Source organism: Koromonas humicola, from assembly GCF_059726255.1.
On the sequence record NZ_AP040873.1, the window covers coordinates 104,167 to 120,750 of the forward strand.

Here is a 16,584-nt window from a genome sequence, read left to right on the forward strand (position 1 = left end):
CACGGTAAGCCTATCCATTGATTCATTCCTCGTTAGCAGCAATGATCAACGTACGGCCCGAACGTAAACTGCTCCTTTGCCTCCCCGCAGATCGCGCCCGTAGCTGACGACAAATTTCACTCCGAGCGCACTCACCTTCAATTGCACTCCTGTGTCCCACAGCCAGCGTTGTGATGCAAGCGAGGACGGATCAACGGTCTTGCCGGTGTCGAGAAATGGTCCGAGCTTTACCGTGATGAGTCCGTTGCTGTATGTGTTTTTGTCCATCTCCCAATTCGAAAGCATATATCGGCGGCCTAGTGGAGCGCTTCCTTTCTTTCCATCGCGTGTTCCCACGTGAGCGCGCATCGTGAGGTCGTTATCTCGTTCAAGACCGAGCATGAACAATTCATCGAATGGAATCGTGCCCTTGATGTCTCCTACTCGCAGTCGATGCTGCATTTCGTAATCATCACCTTGTGCGCGCGGGTACCAGTGAGTTGCAATTGCTGCTTGTGGCTTGAAGAACGCTCCGCCAGACCTTCCCAGAATGCGCCCGGCCTCGGTCTCAGCCCACCCATCCATGTTCAGGCGCTTTTCCGGAATTGTCAGTAGCCGATACTCGATGCGCGCCAGATGTTTCAGTTGGGTTCCATCGAGCAGCAATCCGGGGGGCAGCACTGCGCCGGGATCGACATTCCTCAGGTCACGATGTGAAAGCTCCGCGCCGGTGGACCAACTCCAATTCGCATGATGAATCGACGCTATGCTGGCATTGATGCTTGTTCGCCGCAGGTTCAACGAAGCAGGTTCCGGAGCTGTTCCGGTGAATGATCGCCGGACAACCCAATTCTCGTTGCGCAGATCAAGTCCTGCTTGATACCTCCAACGCGGGTCGCGCCGCAGCGGACCAGATAGCGAGACCAGTGCACGCCTCTTCTGCGCGTCCCACCGAAACAGAGACACAACATTGGTAGCCGAGCGATCTATGTTGTAGTATTCCGGCATGAGTGTCTGATAGAAAACTCCGCGAAAGGTGGAAACGAGAGCTTCTGTCTTTGAATATCCCCACCCATTTCGCTCGAGTGCATGAAGCGTTACATCGAAGTTCTGGTCCTGCCGTGCTGCGATTGCGAGCTTGTAGTTGGGAAAGATCTCAAGCGCACTCAGGCGCTTCTCTGTTGCCCAGTACTCCCCGAGTCTAAGCACACTGCCACGCGAAAACGCATAAGCGCGATCGAGCAACACGCCATCCACCCGCGGCGTGGGATCGGAATGAATGCTTTCGATCTTCGGCTTGCCAACTCGATTCCAATACTTCAGGGCGGCATCAGTGTTTCCAAGGAGGTAATAGACACTGCCTGAAAAGTCGTTCACGTATTCGTCGTTGGGCGAAAGTCGCGAGGCGATATGCAACCAGCGTGCTGCCGCGGCATAGCGCTTGTTCAGAAACTCAATTCCACCGAGTTCGACAGGGAAGCGAGTATCGTGAGGATCCCGACGGTATCCCGAGAGAAAGCTAAGACGTGCATCGCTCAGCCGCCCAAGCTTCGCAAGAGACTGTCCATAGTAGTAGTACAGGTCCGGATCAGCATGCGACATTGTATCCGGTTGGCTCTCAAGTAGAGTGACGACCTCTTGCCACTTCTCCTGTGCGAACAACTGCGCCGCCGTAGGTTTCAGCGAAGATTCCTGAGGGAGAGCTTGTGCGGGAATAAAGAAAATCGCGAGAAGGATGAGTAGGCGAACTAATGCCCAGGCTGTTTCGGTAGAGCGAGTAACGTCCAGCGCTGGACTCCTTCCCATTGTCGTTCAAAGCTGCCGCGGTCGATTTCTCGCAACTTACGCTCAGCGGGATCGTTTACCATTACAACCTGTCTCTGACTGTCGATCCCGGTCACGACGACATAGTGCAATGCGCGCTCATTTGTTGCGGGTTTGAGCCCAATAATCAGTGGCCGCCCCTTCGTGAGATGCTGCTCGAGCAGTTCCCAGTCGCCTGAAAACGAAAATGTCTCGAATCCGTGTTGTTGGAGATAGCGCGACATTGCCGAGGCATAGATGCCATGTGCGCCGGGAGAATGCAGCGTGCGGAGGATGTGCGCGGCGTCGGCGCGATCCCCGGTTGCTTCTCCGCCGACGGCAGACCAATACTGCATGACCATCGCAATGCTTGCAGCTCCGCATCCCTCGGCACTTTGCTTCACGAACGGAACGTCGAGCCACAACGCACGGCTTTGTGCGGCTGCAATCGTGTTGCAACCGCACAGCGCGATTCCGAGGATTACGCAAAGTAGCCGCACGTTCAGCCGCATGTTACCGCAAAGCGACGATCAGCAGAATCAGGACGGCGATTGCAACCAGGATGAGCAGCAGATCACGATTGCCAATCGTGCCGGCAGCAAAGTCCGCCTGCGCCTTGTCGGTACGGGCAGCAATGGTTGCAAGTTCCTCATCGCTCAGAGTCGGCACCGCTACCTTCACCCGCTCGGGATCCATACCTGCATCGCGGATAGCTTTTGCGGCCTGTGGCGAAGAGACAAACTCCTGCACGCTCTGTTCGTTATGACGGCGTTTCTCACCCGCAGCAATCACTTGCTTCTGAACGTCCGAGGGATTGACAACGTGGGTTTGCGCCATCACTGGGCTGGGAGCAATATACAGCGCCATTAGCACAGTCGAGACCGCTACCTCTATCCGGCGCGGCAGTAATGAAATCATTCAGAACACCTCCAAATCCCATCTGCAGCCGATACATGGGCTTCAAGGTGCAATTAGATGTGCAGGATCGTTCTCATGTTGGCACAAGCCAGTAGGAGCGAGACAAAAAACGCACGCTCGCAATTCTTGCCGCGTGGAATGTGCAAGCTACGTATTCGACCGTTTCGTTCAGCTAATTAGTCGAGTGATTTATGGAATCGCAAGACACTGGCTAACAGAATAACGGCTGCAAATACCGCGAGGCTCGCCATTTGTGGCCACAGCACATCGAAGCCAACGCCTTTTAGGAATATGCCACGCAATATGACAATGAAGTATCGCAGCGGATCTGCATAAGTCAGCACCTGCAACCAATGAGGCATGCTGCTGATTGGAGACGCAAATCCGGAGAAGATGATAGCGGGCATGAGGAAGAAGAACGCCGAAACCATCGCTTGCTGCTGCGTTGAAGAAACAGTGGAGATCAGCAGTCCTACGCCGAGCACGCAAAGCAGGTAAAGCACCGTTCCGGCGGCAAGCACAAGGATGCTTCCTCGAAGCGGCACGCGGAACCACAAGGTTCCTACCGCGGTGATCAACACCGCATCGAGAAGTCCTATCAGGAAGAAAGGAATGGTCTTGCCGAGGATAAACTCCGCCTGTCGAATCGGCGTGACCATGATCTGTTCCAACGTGCCGATCTCGCGCTCACGAACAACGGCGAACGCCGTGAGTACCACGATGACCAGCGTGACCAAGTTTCCCATCACTCCGGGCACAAAGAACCACTGACTACGCAGATCGGGATTAAACCACGGCTGCCGCTGTAACACGATGGAAGGCATCTGTGCGGTCATCGCCGGAGAACTGCGGTCCAGCATCTCGCGCTGGTAATCCTGCGCGAATCTCGATGCAATCTGGTTCACGTATCCCAGCGACACCAATGCTGTGTTGGAATTGCTCGCATCGAGAATCACCTGCACCGGAGCAGTCTGCCCTTTGCGTAGCCGTTCGGAAAATCCTGCATTGATTTGCAGCGTGAGCAGCACGTCGCCATGGTCCACCATCTGGCGCACACGTGCGCGATCCAGCGTACGCTCACGCACGTCGAAGTAACGGCTCCCTGCAAATCGCGACACGAAGTCGCGGCTCACCTGCGTGTTCTCGTAGTCGATGATCGCTGTGGGCACGTGCTGAATATCGAGCGTCGCGGCGTATCCGAAGACCACCATCTGGATGATCGGTGGAGCGAACAGCATAAAGCGTGTGCGCTTGTCCCTGAAAACCTGGATGAATTCTTTTAGCAGCATTTGACGCAATCGAAGCCACATAGCCTTATCTCATCCGTTTCTGGAAAGCGTTTGTCGCAACCATGACAAGGACCATTGCGAAGATCAGCAGAGCAAGCAAGTCTTCCCACATCAGTACCAGCGGAGTGCCCTTGAGAAACACAGCCCGAATCATCGACATGAAATAGCGCGCCGGAATCACATGTGTCACAACCTGGATGAATCTCGGCATTTGATCGATAGGAAACACAAATCCGGAGAGAAGAAATGCGGGCAAGAAGGTCGCGATCATCGATGCCTGGCTCGCCGCCAATTGGGATTTGAGCACGACCGAGAGAAAGTATCCCAGCGAGAGCACAACCATCAGGAACAGCGCCGAGCTAACGAACATCACTAGCACGCTGCCACGAAATGGAACTCCAAACCACCATATCCCCATGACTGCACACAGCGCCGTGTCAGCCAATCCGATCACAAGGTAGGGAGACAGCTTTCCGATCATCAACTCCAAGGGCGAAACAGGAGTGGAGATTAACTGCTCCATCGTGCCGCGTTCCCACTCGCGCGCAATCGTCAGGGAGGTGAGGAAGGTTCCGACCACGGCCATAACGATTGCCACTACGCCGGGAACAATGTTGGCCATGCTTTCGAGGTCTTCGTTGAACCACGTGCGGGCTGCAACTGCAATCGGCGGATCCATTGCGCGTTGGCCCTTTTGCCGCACCCAATCGAGTTGCACCTGCTGCGAATATCCCTGCACGACAGCATCGGCGTAGCCCATTCCGACGTTTGCGCTGTTGCCATCGGTACCGTCCACTAGCGCCTGCACGGAAACAGGTCCACCATCGCGGAGCTTCTGTGAAAACTGTGGGGGGATTACGACGGCCAACTGGCAATCGCCCGAGTCGATCCCTGCAATCACGTCGCGATAGTTATCCACCTGCTTGCGCATTTCGAAATACTCAGATGATCGAAAGCGCTCGACGAGATCGCGGCTTTGCTGGCTGTTTTCGCGGTCAAATACGTACAAGGGCAGGTGCTTGATGTCAAAGCTCACGCCATAACCGAAGGCCAGCATAAGAATGACGGGCATGGCAACCACAATGAGTATGCTGCGCAGATCGCGTCGAATCTGCAGCACTTCTTTCCATGCAATCGCGCGCACTCTTCTCAGGTTCATCGCGCAGCTCCTTTTGCGGGCTCGCGTGCCGTGAGTGACACGAAGACGTCCTCCAGCGATGCCGGGATCTGTTCAATGCGTGCAACTTTAATGGATTTCTTCTGCAGCGTGTCGCGTAACTGCGGAATCGCGCTGCCTGCGTTCTGCACCACCGCGTGCAGTGCGTTACCGAACACTGCTACATCCATCGCCACTGTCGATTGTTCAAGCGCTTCCAGCGCGGGGCCAAGTGGGTCACATTCAATCAGCACCAGTTCGCCCTTCATAGCGGTGCGCTTCAGTTCGGCTGGAGAGCCTGAGGCGACGATTTTTCCGCGGTAGATCAGCATGAGCCGGTTGCAGTACTCAGCCTCGTCCATGTAGTGCGTCGTTACGAAAACAGTGATTCCCGCAGCAGCCATCTCATGAATTAGCTCCCAGAAGTTTCTGCGCGAAATCGGATCGACACCCGAAGTTGGCTCGTCGAGAAAGAGCACAGCAGGTTTGTGCAGCACCGCACAGCCAAGGGCAAGCCGCTGCTTCCATCCTGCGGCGAGAGTTGAGGTCAGCGTCTTCTCGCGACCTTCGAGTCCCGCCATCTTAACTACCCACTCGAAACGTTCTGCCATTTGCGCGGCAGGAACCTGGTACATACCGCCAAAGAATCGTATGTTCTCCTCAACGGTGAGATCGTTATAGAGCGAGAACTTCTGCGACATGTATCCGATGTTCTGTCGCACTTGCTCTGGCCGCTTGGCAACGTCAATCCCTGCGACGCTTGCCATGCCCGACGTAGGATGCAGCAGTCCGCAGAGAATGCGAATGGTCGTGGACTTACCTGCGCCGTTCGGTCCGAGGAATCCGAAGATCTCTCCCTTGTTTGCTTCGAAGCTGATGTGGTCCACGGCATAGAAATCGCCGAAGCGCTTCACCAGATCCTTAACCACAACGGAGCGTTCATCGCTCATGGGCGCACCTCCGGGCGAGGCTCGACTGCATCGACGAAAACGTCTTCCAGAGATGCATCAATCACGTTGGCCGAGGTGTAACTCACGCGCGCGTTGTCCATTCGCTCGCGTAGCAGTGGAACGATGCGAGCAGCATCCGAGACGAGGAGATGAACTCCATCGCCCACAAGCACTGTGTTTCCCACGCCGTCGATATTCTCGATTGCTGTTCGAACCTTTCGCGGATCGGGCGTTGCGATCGCGATTACGGAATCTGCAAGCCGGTGCTTCAAAGCATTCGGAGTATCGCAAAACAGCAGGCGGCCCTGATGTACGAGTGCAACGCGATGGCAGCGCTCCGCTTCGTCCAGATATGCGGTCGAAGTCAGGATGGCCACACCTTCGGCGAGTAGGGAATAAAGAATCTTCCAGAAATCACGACGCGAAACCGGATCGACGCCGTTTGTAGGCTCGTCCAGCAGCAGCACACGCGGAGTGTGAATCAGCGCGCAAATTAGCCCGAGCTTCTGCTTCATTCCTCCGGAAAGATTTCCCGCAAGGCGCTTGCGAAAGTTTTGCATGTCGGCGGCGTTCAGCAGTCGTTGACTGCGCTCGCGAAACACGCTTCGCTTCACACTGAAAATCTCTGCGTAGAAACGAATGTTCTCTTCCACCGTGAGGTCTTCATACAATCCGAAACGCTGCGACATGTAGCTGATGTCATGCTTCACGCGTTCTGGATCGCGCACCACATCATGCCCCGCAACGTGCACTGATCCGCCATCGGGCACAAGAACACCGGCCAGTATGCGCATGGTGGTTGTCTTGCCGGCGCCATCCGGACCCACGAGGCCGAAGATCTCTCCGTAGTTCACATCGAACGTGAGATGATCCACGGCTTTCACGCCAGGAAACTGCCGCGTGAGATCGCGAACGATAATGGCTGGCTGTTCAGGCATTCGCTATTTTCCCAACTCAATCGTCACATCGGCAGGCATGCCGGATTTCAATTCGCGGTTAGGATTCTCGACGTCGATCTTGACGCGATAAACCAATGCGACCCGCTCCTTATTCGTCTGTACGGTCTTTGGCGTAAACTCCGCCTCAGGCGAGATGAAGGAGATCGTTCCCTTGTATGTCTTGCCGGGGAAAGTGTCAGTACGCACTGTCGCCGTCTGCCCCCAGCGAACGCGGCCAAGATCGGTTTCGCTGACATAAGCGCGCACCCAAAGATGATCAAGGTCAGCCACAGTTACCACTGGCGTTCCCGGAACAACGTATTCGCCCAGTTCTGCCTGGCGCACCGTAACCACGCCGGTCACAGGCGAATTCAGCACCGTGTAGCTGTGGCGAACTTTTGATAGCTCAAGGTTCTGCTGCGCCGTTTGCACATTAGCGCGGCTTACCGCGACCTGTTCCTTACGGGTTCCTTCGCGAATCTCGGAGAGGTTCTGAATGCTGCGCTCGTAAACGGCTTGCGACCGCTTGTATGCGGTCTCCGCCTGATCACGAGCTTGAGCCGAGATCGCCTCGCGCTGGTACAGCTTGTTGTAGCGGTCGAGGTCGGCACGCTTCATTTCGAGGTCGGCCTTGGTGTCGGCTACGGTTTGTTCTGCTGCTTGCACATCCTGTGTGCGGTTTCCCGCAACCGCCAATGCCAACTCCTTGCCGCGCGTTTGCAGCGTTGCTTCATCGACGCGAACCTGCTGCTGGTAATCGGCATCGTCGAGCTTGGCAATCAAGTCTCCTGACTTCACTTGGTGGCCTTCATCGACAGGAAGCTCGACAATTCTGCCTTGCGTGCGAAAGCCGATGACACTCTCGTGGGCTTCGACGTTTCCTGAGAGCAGCAGAGTGTTCGATTGCCCCTTTTGTTTATGCGCCGTGCGGTAGTAGTAGATTCCTGCGCCGATGCAAACAACCAGCAGAATTGGAATGATCACTCGCTTCATTGCTTCGGTCCTTTCCTGCCGCTCAGCGGCTGCCAAGATAATCGGGGTAAGACTCTTCGGTATTGCCCATGGCACGTGCCAGTGAAATTCTTGCGTCGGCGTGATGCGTGAGCGCCACAATCTGATTCTGTTGTGCGCGTGAAAGCGCGTCCTGCGCGGTGATCACTTCAACGTTGTTCGTCACGCCTTGGCTGAACCGCAACTGTGCAAGGTCTAGTTCTTTCTGTGCCAGCTCAAGCCCTGCCTGGGCGACCGTAACTTCTTCGGCTGCCGATTCCAAGTCGAGCAATGCCTGTCGCAACTCCTGCTCAACTCCCAGTCGCGCGTCATTCATCTGGCGCTCAATCCGGCGAATGCGTGCATTGATTTCCGAGGCTTCGCCTTCGCGGTCCCGGTCGAAAACGGTGAACGAGAGCGAAATCTGCGCGGTTTCGGTCGCGTCCATTGATCCAAGAGTTCGCCCTATTCCACCGTAGTTGCCGGACGCCGTGAGCTTTGGCAAATAGCGCGAACGCGAAGCGCGTGCCTGCTCAAGCAGAGCCTCCCGCGTGCGCTTGAGAGATTCATAATCAGGGCGCGAAGCAAGCGCCTGCCCAAGCACGTCCTCAACTCTGAACGGCTTTGTCGTGCGGAACGAAAGCGATTCCGCCAGTTCAATCTCTGTCCCCGGTGACATGCCTATGTTTCGCGCCAGAGAGAGCAATGCGGATTTTGCACGATTCTGTGCCTGCACGAGCCCCTGTCGTTCATTCGCCAATTGCACCTGTGCCCGCAGAACGTCGATGCCGGTTGCGATTCCGGCATCTTTTTGATCGCTCGCCAGTTTGTATAGAGCTTGTGCCGTCGCGACGCGCGACTGCGCTGCTGCGGCCAAGGCGAACTGGGCTTGCGCTGAAAGATATAGTGCGGCAACGTTACGCACCACTTGGTCGCGAGCGTCCTGATAATCGGAGTTAGCCGCGGACTTTGATTTCTGTGCCGCACGATACGTGTGTAGCGACTGCATATCGACGATCGCCTGATCCGCATAGGCCCGTGCCTCGTATGTGCTGTACGGACCGACAACTGAGGGTAGCGGCAAGCCCGGCATGCTAATTTCCATGGCTGCGAGGCTGCGGCTTTGAACGGCTACCGGTGTTTCGACGCGCACTCGGGGCAGTAATAGCGCTTGTCGCCGCTGTGCAGTTGCCGCGGCTTCGTCAAGTCTCGTCTGAGATACGAGCACGCCAAGGTTGGCCTGCAACCCGCGGTGGATCGCATCCTCTAGAGTCAGTCTATAAGCTGCCGCAGGAGTGTCCTGCGCCCACGCCGATGCAGCTACTGCCGAGAGTAGAAGAACGCCAAGCTTCAGACGCAGCCTCGTCATAGTTTTCCCTCCCGCTTACGTTTCGTCTTTTCGCTAATGGTCGGCGCGCGCAGTCCGGAGAGAAACACCTGCATCGTCGTTTCCATCTGTTTTGCAAGAGAGGACTGGGAATCAAGGGACCAGAGAACAAGTGTTCCGAACAATGCCTGTTGAAAGACCATTGCTGATTTCGCGGGCGAGAACTCGTCGCTCAACTCTCCACGCTGCTGCCCGAGCTTGATGATCTCGGCGAGCAAATCCCGTCCAGCGGACATTTCGCGCACAACGTACTCGCGAACCTCCACGTTGCCCAAAAAGGACAGCACGATGCTCCGAGCCATGTGCGCACTCTTGCCTGGTGCCCGAATCAACTCATGTGCAAGAGACGTGAGCACGTCGATGGTGCTCCTATCGCCCTGTTGAGCCATTTGCAGATGGTGCCGAACTGTGCCTATCTGTTTTCCGGCGAAATAGCCGAGTACGTGCTCTTTGCTGGGGAAATAGTTGAAGAACGTTCCTTTTCCCACATCGGCTCGCTCGGTGATGTCTTCAACTTTCGTTTGCGCAAAACCTTTGCTGGAGAACAGCTCCATTGCCGCGACAAAAAGCTTTTCAGTAGTTTCCTGCTTGCGCCGCTCTCTGCGGCCCATCGCCGCCAACGCGGTTCTGTCGTCGGGTGCCGTAATACGGCCTTTCGTGACCATGAGACAAATATGACCACGAGTCATATTTATGTGTCAAGAAGGTTCGTGAGCTGCCAAAGGCAAAAGGGCAGAGGTGTTCCGATTCGGTTAAGGAAACGAGGGTAGTAGCAGGAAGGCTATTTGCTAGCGGAGTTCATCTTCTCGTCGAGTGCCTGCCGGACTGTGCTGAACAGCATATCGGAGGTATGTGGTTTTTCGAGGATTCGGATGCGTTCGGTTTTTTGCGTGCGTGCGAGGGCCTCTTCCGTGTAGCCAGAGACAAAGACAACCGCGACGTCGGGCATCATTTCCGAAACACGCTCGGCCAGTTCGGTGCCGCGCATCTTCGGCATCACGACGTCAGTCAGCAGCAGCCGGATCTCAGGATGCTCACGGCAAATCGCGATGGCTTGTATGCCATCGTCTGCTTCCAGAACTGTATATCCTTGGCGTGTCAGCAGCTCGCGCGTAAGCTCTCGCAGAGCTTTCGAATCTTCCACTACGAGGATTGTTTCGTCTCCGGTCATCTTTTCTGGAACGTGCTCCACGGCCCTCCGTGCTGAAACCGACTCTAAGGAGTACGGCAGATAAACCTTGAAGATTGAACCCAGTCCGGGTTCGCTGTACACCCAGATGTCGCCACCGCTTTGCTTCACAATGCCGTAAACCGTCGCCAGTCCCAATCCTGTTCCTTTGCCGGTTGGCTTCGTCGTGAAGAACGGTTCAAAGATATGCGAAGCGACTTCCGTATCCATTCCGGTGCCCGTGTCGGTGACTGCAAGTAGCACGTATCGCCCAGGAGATATCAGGGCATGCTGCTTAACGTATGCATCATCGAGCTCCACCGGACGCACCTCAACCGTGAGGCTTCCACCTTGCGGCATGGCGTCACGCGCGTTCGTGGCGAGATTCAGAAGTAGTTGCTGCAACTGCCCCGGATCAGCCTTCACGGGGCACTCGTCTTCCGAAGTGTGGATCGACAGATCGATATCCTCGGGCAGCAATCGGCGAAGCATTGAGTGAACTCCGCGGACAGATTCGCGCAGATCGAGCACCTCGGGGATGACCGCTTGTTTGCGGCTGAACGCGAGCAGTTGCTTTGTTAGGTTGGCGCCTGTACGCGCAGCAGCCATAATCTGCTGAATGCGATTCCTTACGGAAGCATCTTCGGGCAATTCAGCAAGGGCAAGTTCCGAGAAGCCGAGCATGATTCCAAGAAGGGTGTTGAAGTCGTGCGCGATGCCTCCCGACAGTCGACCGACGGCTTCCATCTTCTGCGCCTGGAACAGTTGATCCTCGATGCTCTTACGGTCGCTTACATTCTGGACGACGGAGATGCGATACAGCGACTTGCCATTGCCGTCTTTCACTAAAGATGAAGTTACGTTCACCCACACCGGGAATCCTTCTCGATGCAGGTATCTCTTTTCGATTCCGTACGCGTTCGTGTCTCCGCGCAGCATCTCGTCGAGAAGAACTGTCTCTCGCTTCAAATCTTCCGGATCGGTGATCCCACTGAAGGTGCGGCTTCGCAATTCCTGCTCGGTGTAGCCGAGCATGTTGCACAGGGCCTGATTCACCATCAGAAGACGGCCGTCCAGTGCAACCTGTTCAATTCCGACCGCAGCGTGCTCGTAAATAGAGCGGAACCGTGCTTCGCTCTGGCGTAGTGCCTCTTCGGCGTTTTTGCGTTCGGTGATGTCGCGCATCACCACCGTGTATAGCTTCTGAGAATCGACGGTCACCTGTGAGATTGTGGCCTCGATCGGAAACTCATCTCCATTGGCACGCAGAGCCGTCAACACGCCCGGTGAACGCATGGTGCGGGTCGTTACACCCGATTCGCCGAAGCGCCGGATGTGCTCTGCATGTTGCGCGCGGAATCGTGCAGGGAGAAAACGGTCCAGCGTGGTGCCGATTGCCTCATTCGCCGGACACTGGAACATTCTCTCGGCGGCGATGTTGAACATCACGATTCGCTGCTGCTCGTCCACGGAGATGATTGCATCCATGGCAGAGCGAATGATGCCTTCAAGCTTTGCCTCGCCGATGCGAAGGGCATCGCTTGCCTTGCGCTGGGCATGATATGCGCTCTGCAGACGTTCTGATGCGGCGCGTGCGTCGGCTTCGGCGTGTTCTGCTTTCTTGCGAGTGGCTTGTTCTGCATACAGCAGATCGCCGATCAGTTCGAGCTCGGCGTTAGCTTGCTTAATTTTCTCGCTCCGCAATGCGAGCTCCACCTGCATCTTTTCCAGTTGACCTGAATCCCCTTGTGCGGCGTTCTTGGCAACCGTGCGCTCCTCGCGCAAACTCATCAGGCTCGTGACGTCTTCGACGCGGTGGATCAGGTAAACGACTTTGCCATCATCGTCCAACACCGGGGTGTTCAGCGGACTCCAGTAGCGCACTTCGAATCCACCGCCTTCTTGCTCAGGACGGCGAATGTCATACTTCTGGATCGGCATCTGGTCTGGCGCGCCGGATGTCAACGCCCGCTGTAGCGAGTTGCGGAGATTATTTACTCCTGTTGCTGCGGTGTCTCCAGGATTGTCGGGGAAAACGTCGAACAGGTGACGGCCAACGATTTCATCGCGCCGCGTCATCGTCGCGCGCAAATAGGAATCGGACACCGCGACGATCACCAGTTCTGGCGAGAGCACCAGGAATGGCGTCGGAGAGGCTTCGAACAGCAGACGAAAGTGGTCCGGCGGCATTGATGGAGTTCGGTCAGCCATCGCAAAAACAAGAGTCCAATAATCAACTCTGAAAATTGGATGCCCTTAACACTCTTTGGGGATATCTAAGACTGCAGAGAGCAACTCAACTTACCCGTCGAATGAATATCTTCAAATGTATCACTTGTCGCTGTGACGTATGTCACAAATAAGTGGATTGCGAGACGGATTGTCGCGAATTTACCTGACCATCGCCGATGAACTTGCCAGCTCGTTGGATTTCTGTGTCGCCAGGCGGTACACGCGCACATAGTCCACCAGCATCGAGGCAGGGAATTGCGTGCTGGCGTTCGGACTGCCAGGCCAGTTGCCACCGACGGCCAGGTTGAGCAGCAGATAAAAAGGATGATCGAAAACCCACCGCTTGTTCGCGTCCAGATTATTGGTTGTCTGGGTTTGATACAAAACGTTGTCCACATAAAAGCGCACTACGCCTGGCTCCCACTCCGCAGCGAATACGTGGAATTCCTCGGCAAAGCGCTTCCCTTTTCCCAGCGAGTAGGATCCGGTCAGTGGATTGGCACCGAAGTATTGCGGCCCGTGCATGCTCCCGTGAACCTTGGCGGGATCGTAACCGACATTTTCCATGATGTCGATTTCGCCACACTCCGGCCACCCAACCTTCTCGACGTTGCTGCCGAGCATCCAGAATGCTGGCCACAAGCCTTGGCCTCCGGGGATGCGAATGCGTGCCTCGAACCGCCCATAGAGTTGTGCAAATTGCTTCTGAGTATTCAGGCGTGCGGACGTATATTCACGCGTCACTCCATCTCCACCAGTGAAGCGCTCTTTGCGTGCCGTGAGCACGAGGTTGCCCTTGTCGACATGCGCATTTTCAGGACGTGCCGTGTAGTATTCCAACTCATTGTTGCCGAAGCCATCGCCACCCACGACGTAGCTCCACTTGGACGGATCGGGTATGGAGCCATCAGGTCCATTAAATTCGTCGCTCCACACTAGTTCCCAAGCTTGGGAGGCAGGAGCCTTCGGCACCTCGGTACAGACGGCAGCAGTGGAAAGAAGAAAGAATACGAGCGGCAGGTAATGGAGCTTCATGACGAATTCAGCATAGCTCAGCACACGCTGGATCGTGAAGCGCCCAGTATTGAGATGGAGTCCCATCTTCTACTGATGCGGAGTGGGGCGATTCAGTAGCGGAGTGGCTGCTCGATTGATTTTGCAGCCAAGGTGGGGAAGATGTATCCACGCCACGTACGATCGTAGCGGAATCCCATCCGGAACATTCGCCAGCGTCTTTTATTGTCCGGCACGTTGACGACGACATATGGAGGCCATGCCAGCCCCAAACTCGTTCCTTTGGAATTGCCGATCAACCAGAAGAAGGGTTCGCGCTCGGAGCGCCATGAAAGCTTCTGCTGGAGCCAGCAAACTACGGGGGCGAAACCTCGAGGATCAATTCCCTGATTGACGCATTGTTGCCGCCCTACGAACTCGCGGTTTTGCATCGAGCCGATAAGCCATCGACCATCTTGCTTTGAGACTGTCCAGCTAAGCACACCTCGTTTTAAAGCAATAGCATTGCCGCCGTGATCCTTCGCGCCAGTCATCTCCCACAAAACTTTCACTGATGCCGTGTCGGGATGAAGGAACTGTGTTCTTACCTCTCGTGCTGCCAGCTGACTGTCCTTGAATGCGTTTGCGAATATCGGCTGCTGTGCCTGCTCAACCGCGAGTCGTCCATGTGCACTGGTGCCCTGATAGGCCTGGAAGTCGGCATCTTCAGTGAATAGCTTGGCGACCTCGTGTGCGTCATGGCTGTTCCACGCCGACACAAAGTCCTCGACTAACTGATTGATGGGTTTCAATTCCGCAGGAGCCGAAGCCTCCTGTGCCGGCGCCGCAACCACCAACAGCAACATCAAAGCGAATGCTCTCATCGTTGTTGACCCAAGCACTTGTGAACTGTGCGGGCTTGCGCCACTCCGCACGTGATGCCATATGATGCCGAGCTTTGTAGATGGGAGTGCTTGTCTCAGAATCAGATTCGCGATGCGTCGGTGCGCAGACACACCTCGGGCGGGGGATGATTTGGCAGGTAATTTCAGGGAGGGGTGTCGCTTTTGGTGGGACTCTACCGCATCGAGGAGTAGCCGCTACATCAGGCTACTAAAAGAGGGAATCGCCCGGTGTTTACTTCTGTTATGGGAGTAGATGCATGAGGGGTGGTCACAGTTGCTTGTTTTTGGACTGCTACAACATTCTCGTTTCTTTTTGCTGTTGAAAACCGAGGAAAAATTCTCGTCAACATGAAACCCTGGCAGCAACCGGATACGGCAGTCTGCAATTCTCTTGAGAGTTCCTGATGTGGAGGAGTCCTGAAGTTATGTCGCTCGGTCAACCAGTACTTATTGCTCTGCGGGACGGCAGTCTGCCGGGTTCATCGGCGCGATGAGGCGGGAGGCACTAGTGCTTACCGGCTAGGCGTCCCGCCGCCAGAGTCTGAACCAGGGATCTTCGGCGTGCATGGCATCGTGCTTCTGGTTCGCGGCCTTCCAGTCAGGCATTCGGAGCGGTCTCTTGTCTGGCAATTCGAGCAATTGCTCCAACTTCTCTATTTCTTGGATGGTCTTTTCAATGTCCATGGTGATTCCAGTTATCTGATGCTCACCAGCCGCGTTTTGGCTACCGATCATCCTCAAAATCGGCATTGCCTGCCACCAGCGAGACACAACAAACTTGGCTTCCAATTGAGGAAATTCTACGCTAAATGCCACCGCTTTGCATTGAAGCAGCTTGCGATCCCGCATAAGATTCGCTTCACGCATTTGCGGTTCCGGGGGAGGGTGAAATGCCCACATACGAATATCTCTGCAAAGATTGCCATGGCACTTTTGAAGCGATTCTGACCATGTCCGAGCACGAAAAGGAACATGTGGCCTGCCCAAAGTGCGGAAGCAAGAATGTCGAGCAGGAACCCACAAAATTCTTCTGCGTGACCTCTAAGAAGAGCGCATAGCAGGCAGTGCAATCGGAAATGAACGGCGCGGAACACTCCCTGATGTGTTTCGCGCTTTGTCTCTTCTCATCTGTTTGTGTGTAGGAGTTACTTCAGGACATTCAAAGGGATTGGCCGGGAAGGTGCGGGCGCTGCGACCATCGTGCGAAGCACATCCTTCTCATAGTGCCACCAGCCTTGGAACATCTGATTGGTTCGCAAGCGCACGCAAAGCGGATGCCAGACGTCCTCGATGTAGTGGTCGGAGGAACATGGTCTTCCGGGATCGACCGCTACATCCCTCGTGTCCAGTCGCAGTCCTTCACGCACGGCTTTTAATGCGCTCTCTTTTGCGCTCCACAGCAGAGCAAGAATTTGCGATCGCTCAGAGTCCCCGACCTCGGCGACAAATTCCTGCTCTTCTGCCGTGAAGTAGTCACTAACGAAATCATTGCTGCGCGGTTCAATCAACTCCAGATCACATCCCAACGCAACGGCTGCATCGAACGTGACCGCGCAGATAGCTTTTCCTCCGCGATGGCTCAGCGAAATAGCCATGTCGGCGGGTTTGCCTGAAATAAATGCCACAGGAGCGCCAGAGGGCTCTGGCCGAATCTCGATTTCAGCCAGCGATACGAAATGGGCAGGCAGTTTCAAGCAGGCTGCGAGAGCGCGCTTCGCCGTCCACCGTCCTAAACGAAAATCAGCTCGACGTTTTTCAAAGCGCATGTTTTTCAGACGGGCAAGTTCTCCCGTGCTCAGCCAACTGTTTTCCTTTGGCACATCCGCTTCGCTCTGTTCCAGCCAATAGACGTTCATCCCGCCCGCCTCATTTCATA

At 55.4% G+C, this 16,584-nt stretch carries 16 protein-coding genes; 1 reads left to right on the top strand and 15 read right to left on the bottom strand.

Features of this window, described 5'->3' with window-relative positions; all coding sequences use genetic code 11:
• Nucleotides 1-45: 45 nt before the first annotated feature.
• The 14 genes from AC6IZD_RS00490 to AC6IZD_RS00555 form a co-directional block, all read right to left on the bottom strand.
• A complete protein-coding gene (locus AC6IZD_RS00490) occupies nucleotides 46-1,785 on the bottom strand; it encodes a tetratricopeptide repeat protein (protein WP_497785713.1) in 1,740 nt (579 codons plus the stop codon).
• Nucleotides 1,728-2,294: a C39 family peptidase gene (locus AC6IZD_RS00495; RefSeq protein WP_497785714.1), complete on the bottom strand. Its 567-nt coding sequence runs from the start codon at nucleotides 2,292-2,294 to the stop codon at nucleotides 1,728-1,730. Before AC6IZD_RS00495 ends, AC6IZD_RS00490 begins: the two co-directional genes overlap by 58 nt.
• Before the next feature lies 1 nt (nucleotide 2,295).
• A complete protein-coding gene (locus AC6IZD_RS00500; RefSeq protein WP_497785715.1) occupies nucleotides 2,296-2,700 on the bottom strand; it encodes a PA2779 family protein in 405 nt (134 codons plus the stop codon).
• A 176-nt stretch (nucleotides 2,701-2,876) separates the two neighbouring features.
• A complete protein-coding gene (locus AC6IZD_RS00505) occupies nucleotides 2,877-4,010 on the bottom strand; it encodes an ABC transporter permease (protein WP_497785716.1) in 1,134 nt (377 codons plus the stop codon).
• Between the two features lie 4 nt (nucleotides 4,011-4,014).
• A complete protein-coding gene (locus tag AC6IZD_RS00510) occupies nucleotides 4,015-5,148 on the bottom strand; it encodes an ABC transporter permease (RefSeq protein WP_497785717.1) in 1,134 nt (377 codons plus the stop codon).
• Nucleotides 5,145-6,095, bottom strand: coding sequence for an ABC transporter ATP-binding protein (locus AC6IZD_RS00515; protein WP_497785718.1), 951 nt, complete (start codon nucleotides 6,093-6,095; stop codon nucleotides 5,145-5,147). The genes AC6IZD_RS00510 and AC6IZD_RS00515 overlap by 4 nt, the downstream gene beginning before the upstream one ends.
• On the bottom strand, nucleotides 6,092-7,033 hold the full coding sequence (locus AC6IZD_RS00520) for an ABC transporter ATP-binding protein (protein ID WP_497785719.1): 942 nt from the start codon (nucleotides 7,031-7,033) through the stop codon (nucleotides 6,092-6,094). The genes AC6IZD_RS00515 and AC6IZD_RS00520 overlap by 4 nt, the downstream gene beginning before the upstream one ends.
• Nucleotides 7,034-7,036: 3 nt before the next feature.
• Nucleotides 7,037-8,026: a beta-barrel domain-containing protein gene (locus AC6IZD_RS00525; protein ID WP_497785720.1), complete on the bottom strand. Its 990-nt coding sequence runs from the start codon at nucleotides 8,024-8,026 to the stop codon at nucleotides 7,037-7,039.
• A 22-nt stretch (nucleotides 8,027-8,048) separates the two neighbouring features.
• Entirely contained in the window at nucleotides 8,049-9,392 is a 1,344-nt protein-coding gene (locus AC6IZD_RS00530) for a TolC family protein (RefSeq protein WP_497785721.1), read from the bottom strand.
• On the bottom strand, nucleotides 9,389-10,075 hold the full coding sequence (locus AC6IZD_RS00535; protein ID WP_497785722.1) for a TetR/AcrR family transcriptional regulator: 687 nt from the start codon (nucleotides 10,073-10,075) through the stop codon (nucleotides 9,389-9,391). The genes AC6IZD_RS00530 and AC6IZD_RS00535 overlap by 4 nt, the downstream gene beginning before the upstream one ends.
• Nucleotides 10,076-10,191: 116 nt before the next feature.
• Nucleotides 10,192-12,789, bottom strand: a complete 2,598-nt coding sequence (locus AC6IZD_RS00540) for a PAS domain S-box protein (protein WP_497785723.1) — start codon at nucleotides 12,787-12,789, stop codon at nucleotides 10,192-10,194.
• Nucleotides 12,790-12,969: 180 nt separating this feature from the next.
• Nucleotides 12,970-13,911, bottom strand: a complete 942-nt coding sequence (locus tag AC6IZD_RS00545) for a glycoside hydrolase family 16 protein (RefSeq protein WP_497785724.1) — start codon at nucleotides 13,909-13,911, stop codon at nucleotides 12,970-12,972.
• A gap of 26 nt (nucleotides 13,912-13,937) precedes the next feature.
• Nucleotides 13,938-14,687 carry an SgcJ/EcaC family oxidoreductase gene (locus AC6IZD_RS00550; protein ID WP_497785725.1) on the bottom strand — a complete coding sequence of 250 codons (750 nt, stop codon included), beginning with the start codon at nucleotides 14,685-14,687 and terminating at the stop codon, nucleotides 13,938-13,940.
• 540 nt (nucleotides 14,688-15,227) lie between these two features.
• The gene (locus AC6IZD_RS00555) at nucleotides 15,228-15,575 is read right to left on the bottom strand and encodes a hypothetical protein (protein WP_497785726.1); all 348 of its coding nucleotides are present in this window, start codon (nucleotides 15,573-15,575) and stop codon (nucleotides 15,228-15,230) included.
• A gap of 23 nt (nucleotides 15,576-15,598) precedes the next feature.
• Between AC6IZD_RS00555 and AC6IZD_RS00560 the strand changes: the two genes are divergently transcribed.
• On the top strand, nucleotides 15,599-15,766 hold the full coding sequence (locus AC6IZD_RS00560) for an FmdB family zinc ribbon protein (protein ID WP_497785727.1): 168 nt from the start codon (nucleotides 15,599-15,601) through the stop codon (nucleotides 15,764-15,766).
• Between the two features lie 87 nt (nucleotides 15,767-15,853).
• Here AC6IZD_RS00560 and AC6IZD_RS00565 read toward each other — a convergent pair whose 3' ends face one another.
• Nucleotides 15,854-16,564, bottom strand: a complete 711-nt coding sequence (locus AC6IZD_RS00565; RefSeq protein WP_497785728.1) for a 4'-phosphopantetheinyl transferase family protein — start codon at nucleotides 16,562-16,564, stop codon at nucleotides 15,854-15,856.
• Nucleotides 16,565-16,584 lie beyond the last annotated feature (20 nt).

Excerpts from the sequence above, each read along its gene's own strand:
- AC6IZD_RS00490 (WP_497785713.1), bottom strand. The coding sequence starts at position 1,785 with ATGGGAAGGAGTCCAGCGCTGGACGTTACTCGCTCTACCGAAACAGCC.
- AC6IZD_RS00495 (WP_497785714.1), bottom strand. The coding sequence starts at position 2,294 with ATGCGGCTGAACGTGCGGCTACTTTGCGTAATCCTCGGAATCGCGCTG.
- AC6IZD_RS00500 (WP_497785715.1), bottom strand. The coding sequence starts at position 2,700 with ATGATTTCATTACTGCCGCGCCGGATAGAGGTAGCGGTCTCGACTGTG.
- AC6IZD_RS00505 (WP_497785716.1), bottom strand. The coding sequence starts at position 4,010 with ATGTGGCTTCGATTGCGTCAAATGCTGCTAAAAGAATTCATCCAGGTT.
- AC6IZD_RS00510 (WP_497785717.1), bottom strand. The coding sequence starts at position 5,148 with ATGAACCTGAGAAGAGTGCGCGCGATTGCATGGAAAGAAGTGCTGCAG.
- AC6IZD_RS00515 (WP_497785718.1), bottom strand. The coding sequence starts at position 6,095 with ATGAGCGATGAACGCTCCGTTGTGGTTAAGGATCTGGTGAAGCGCTTC.
- AC6IZD_RS00520 (WP_497785719.1), bottom strand. The coding sequence starts at position 7,033 with ATGCCTGAACAGCCAGCCATTATCGTTCGCGATCTCACGCGGCAGTTT.
- AC6IZD_RS00525 (WP_497785720.1), bottom strand. The coding sequence starts at position 8,026 with ATGAAGCGAGTGATCATTCCAATTCTGCTGGTTGTTTGCATCGGCGCA.
- AC6IZD_RS00530 (WP_497785721.1), bottom strand. The coding sequence starts at position 9,392 with ATGACGAGGCTGCGTCTGAAGCTTGGCGTTCTTCTACTCTCGGCAGTA.
- AC6IZD_RS00535 (WP_497785722.1), bottom strand. The coding sequence starts at position 10,075 with ATGGTCACGAAAGGCCGTATTACGGCACCCGACGACAGAACCGCGTTG.
- AC6IZD_RS00540 (WP_497785723.1), bottom strand. The coding sequence starts at position 12,789 with ATGGCTGACCGAACTCCATCAATGCCGCCGGACCACTTTCGTCTGCTG.
- AC6IZD_RS00545 (WP_497785724.1), bottom strand. The coding sequence starts at position 13,911 with ATGGGACTCCATCTCAATACTGGGCGCTTCACGATCCAGCGTGTGCTG.
- AC6IZD_RS00550 (WP_497785725.1), bottom strand. The coding sequence starts at position 14,687 with ATGAGAGCATTCGCTTTGATGTTGCTGTTGGTGGTTGCGGCGCCGGCA.
- AC6IZD_RS00555 (WP_497785726.1), bottom strand. The coding sequence starts at position 15,575 with ATGCGTGAAGCGAATCTTATGCGGGATCGCAAGCTGCTTCAATGCAAA.
- AC6IZD_RS00560 (WP_497785727.1), top strand. The coding sequence starts at position 15,599 with ATGCCCACATACGAATATCTCTGCAAAGATTGCCATGGCACTTTTGAA.
- AC6IZD_RS00565 (WP_497785728.1), bottom strand. The coding sequence starts at position 16,564 with ATGAACGTCTATTGGCTGGAACAGAGCGAAGCGGATGTGCCAAAGGAA.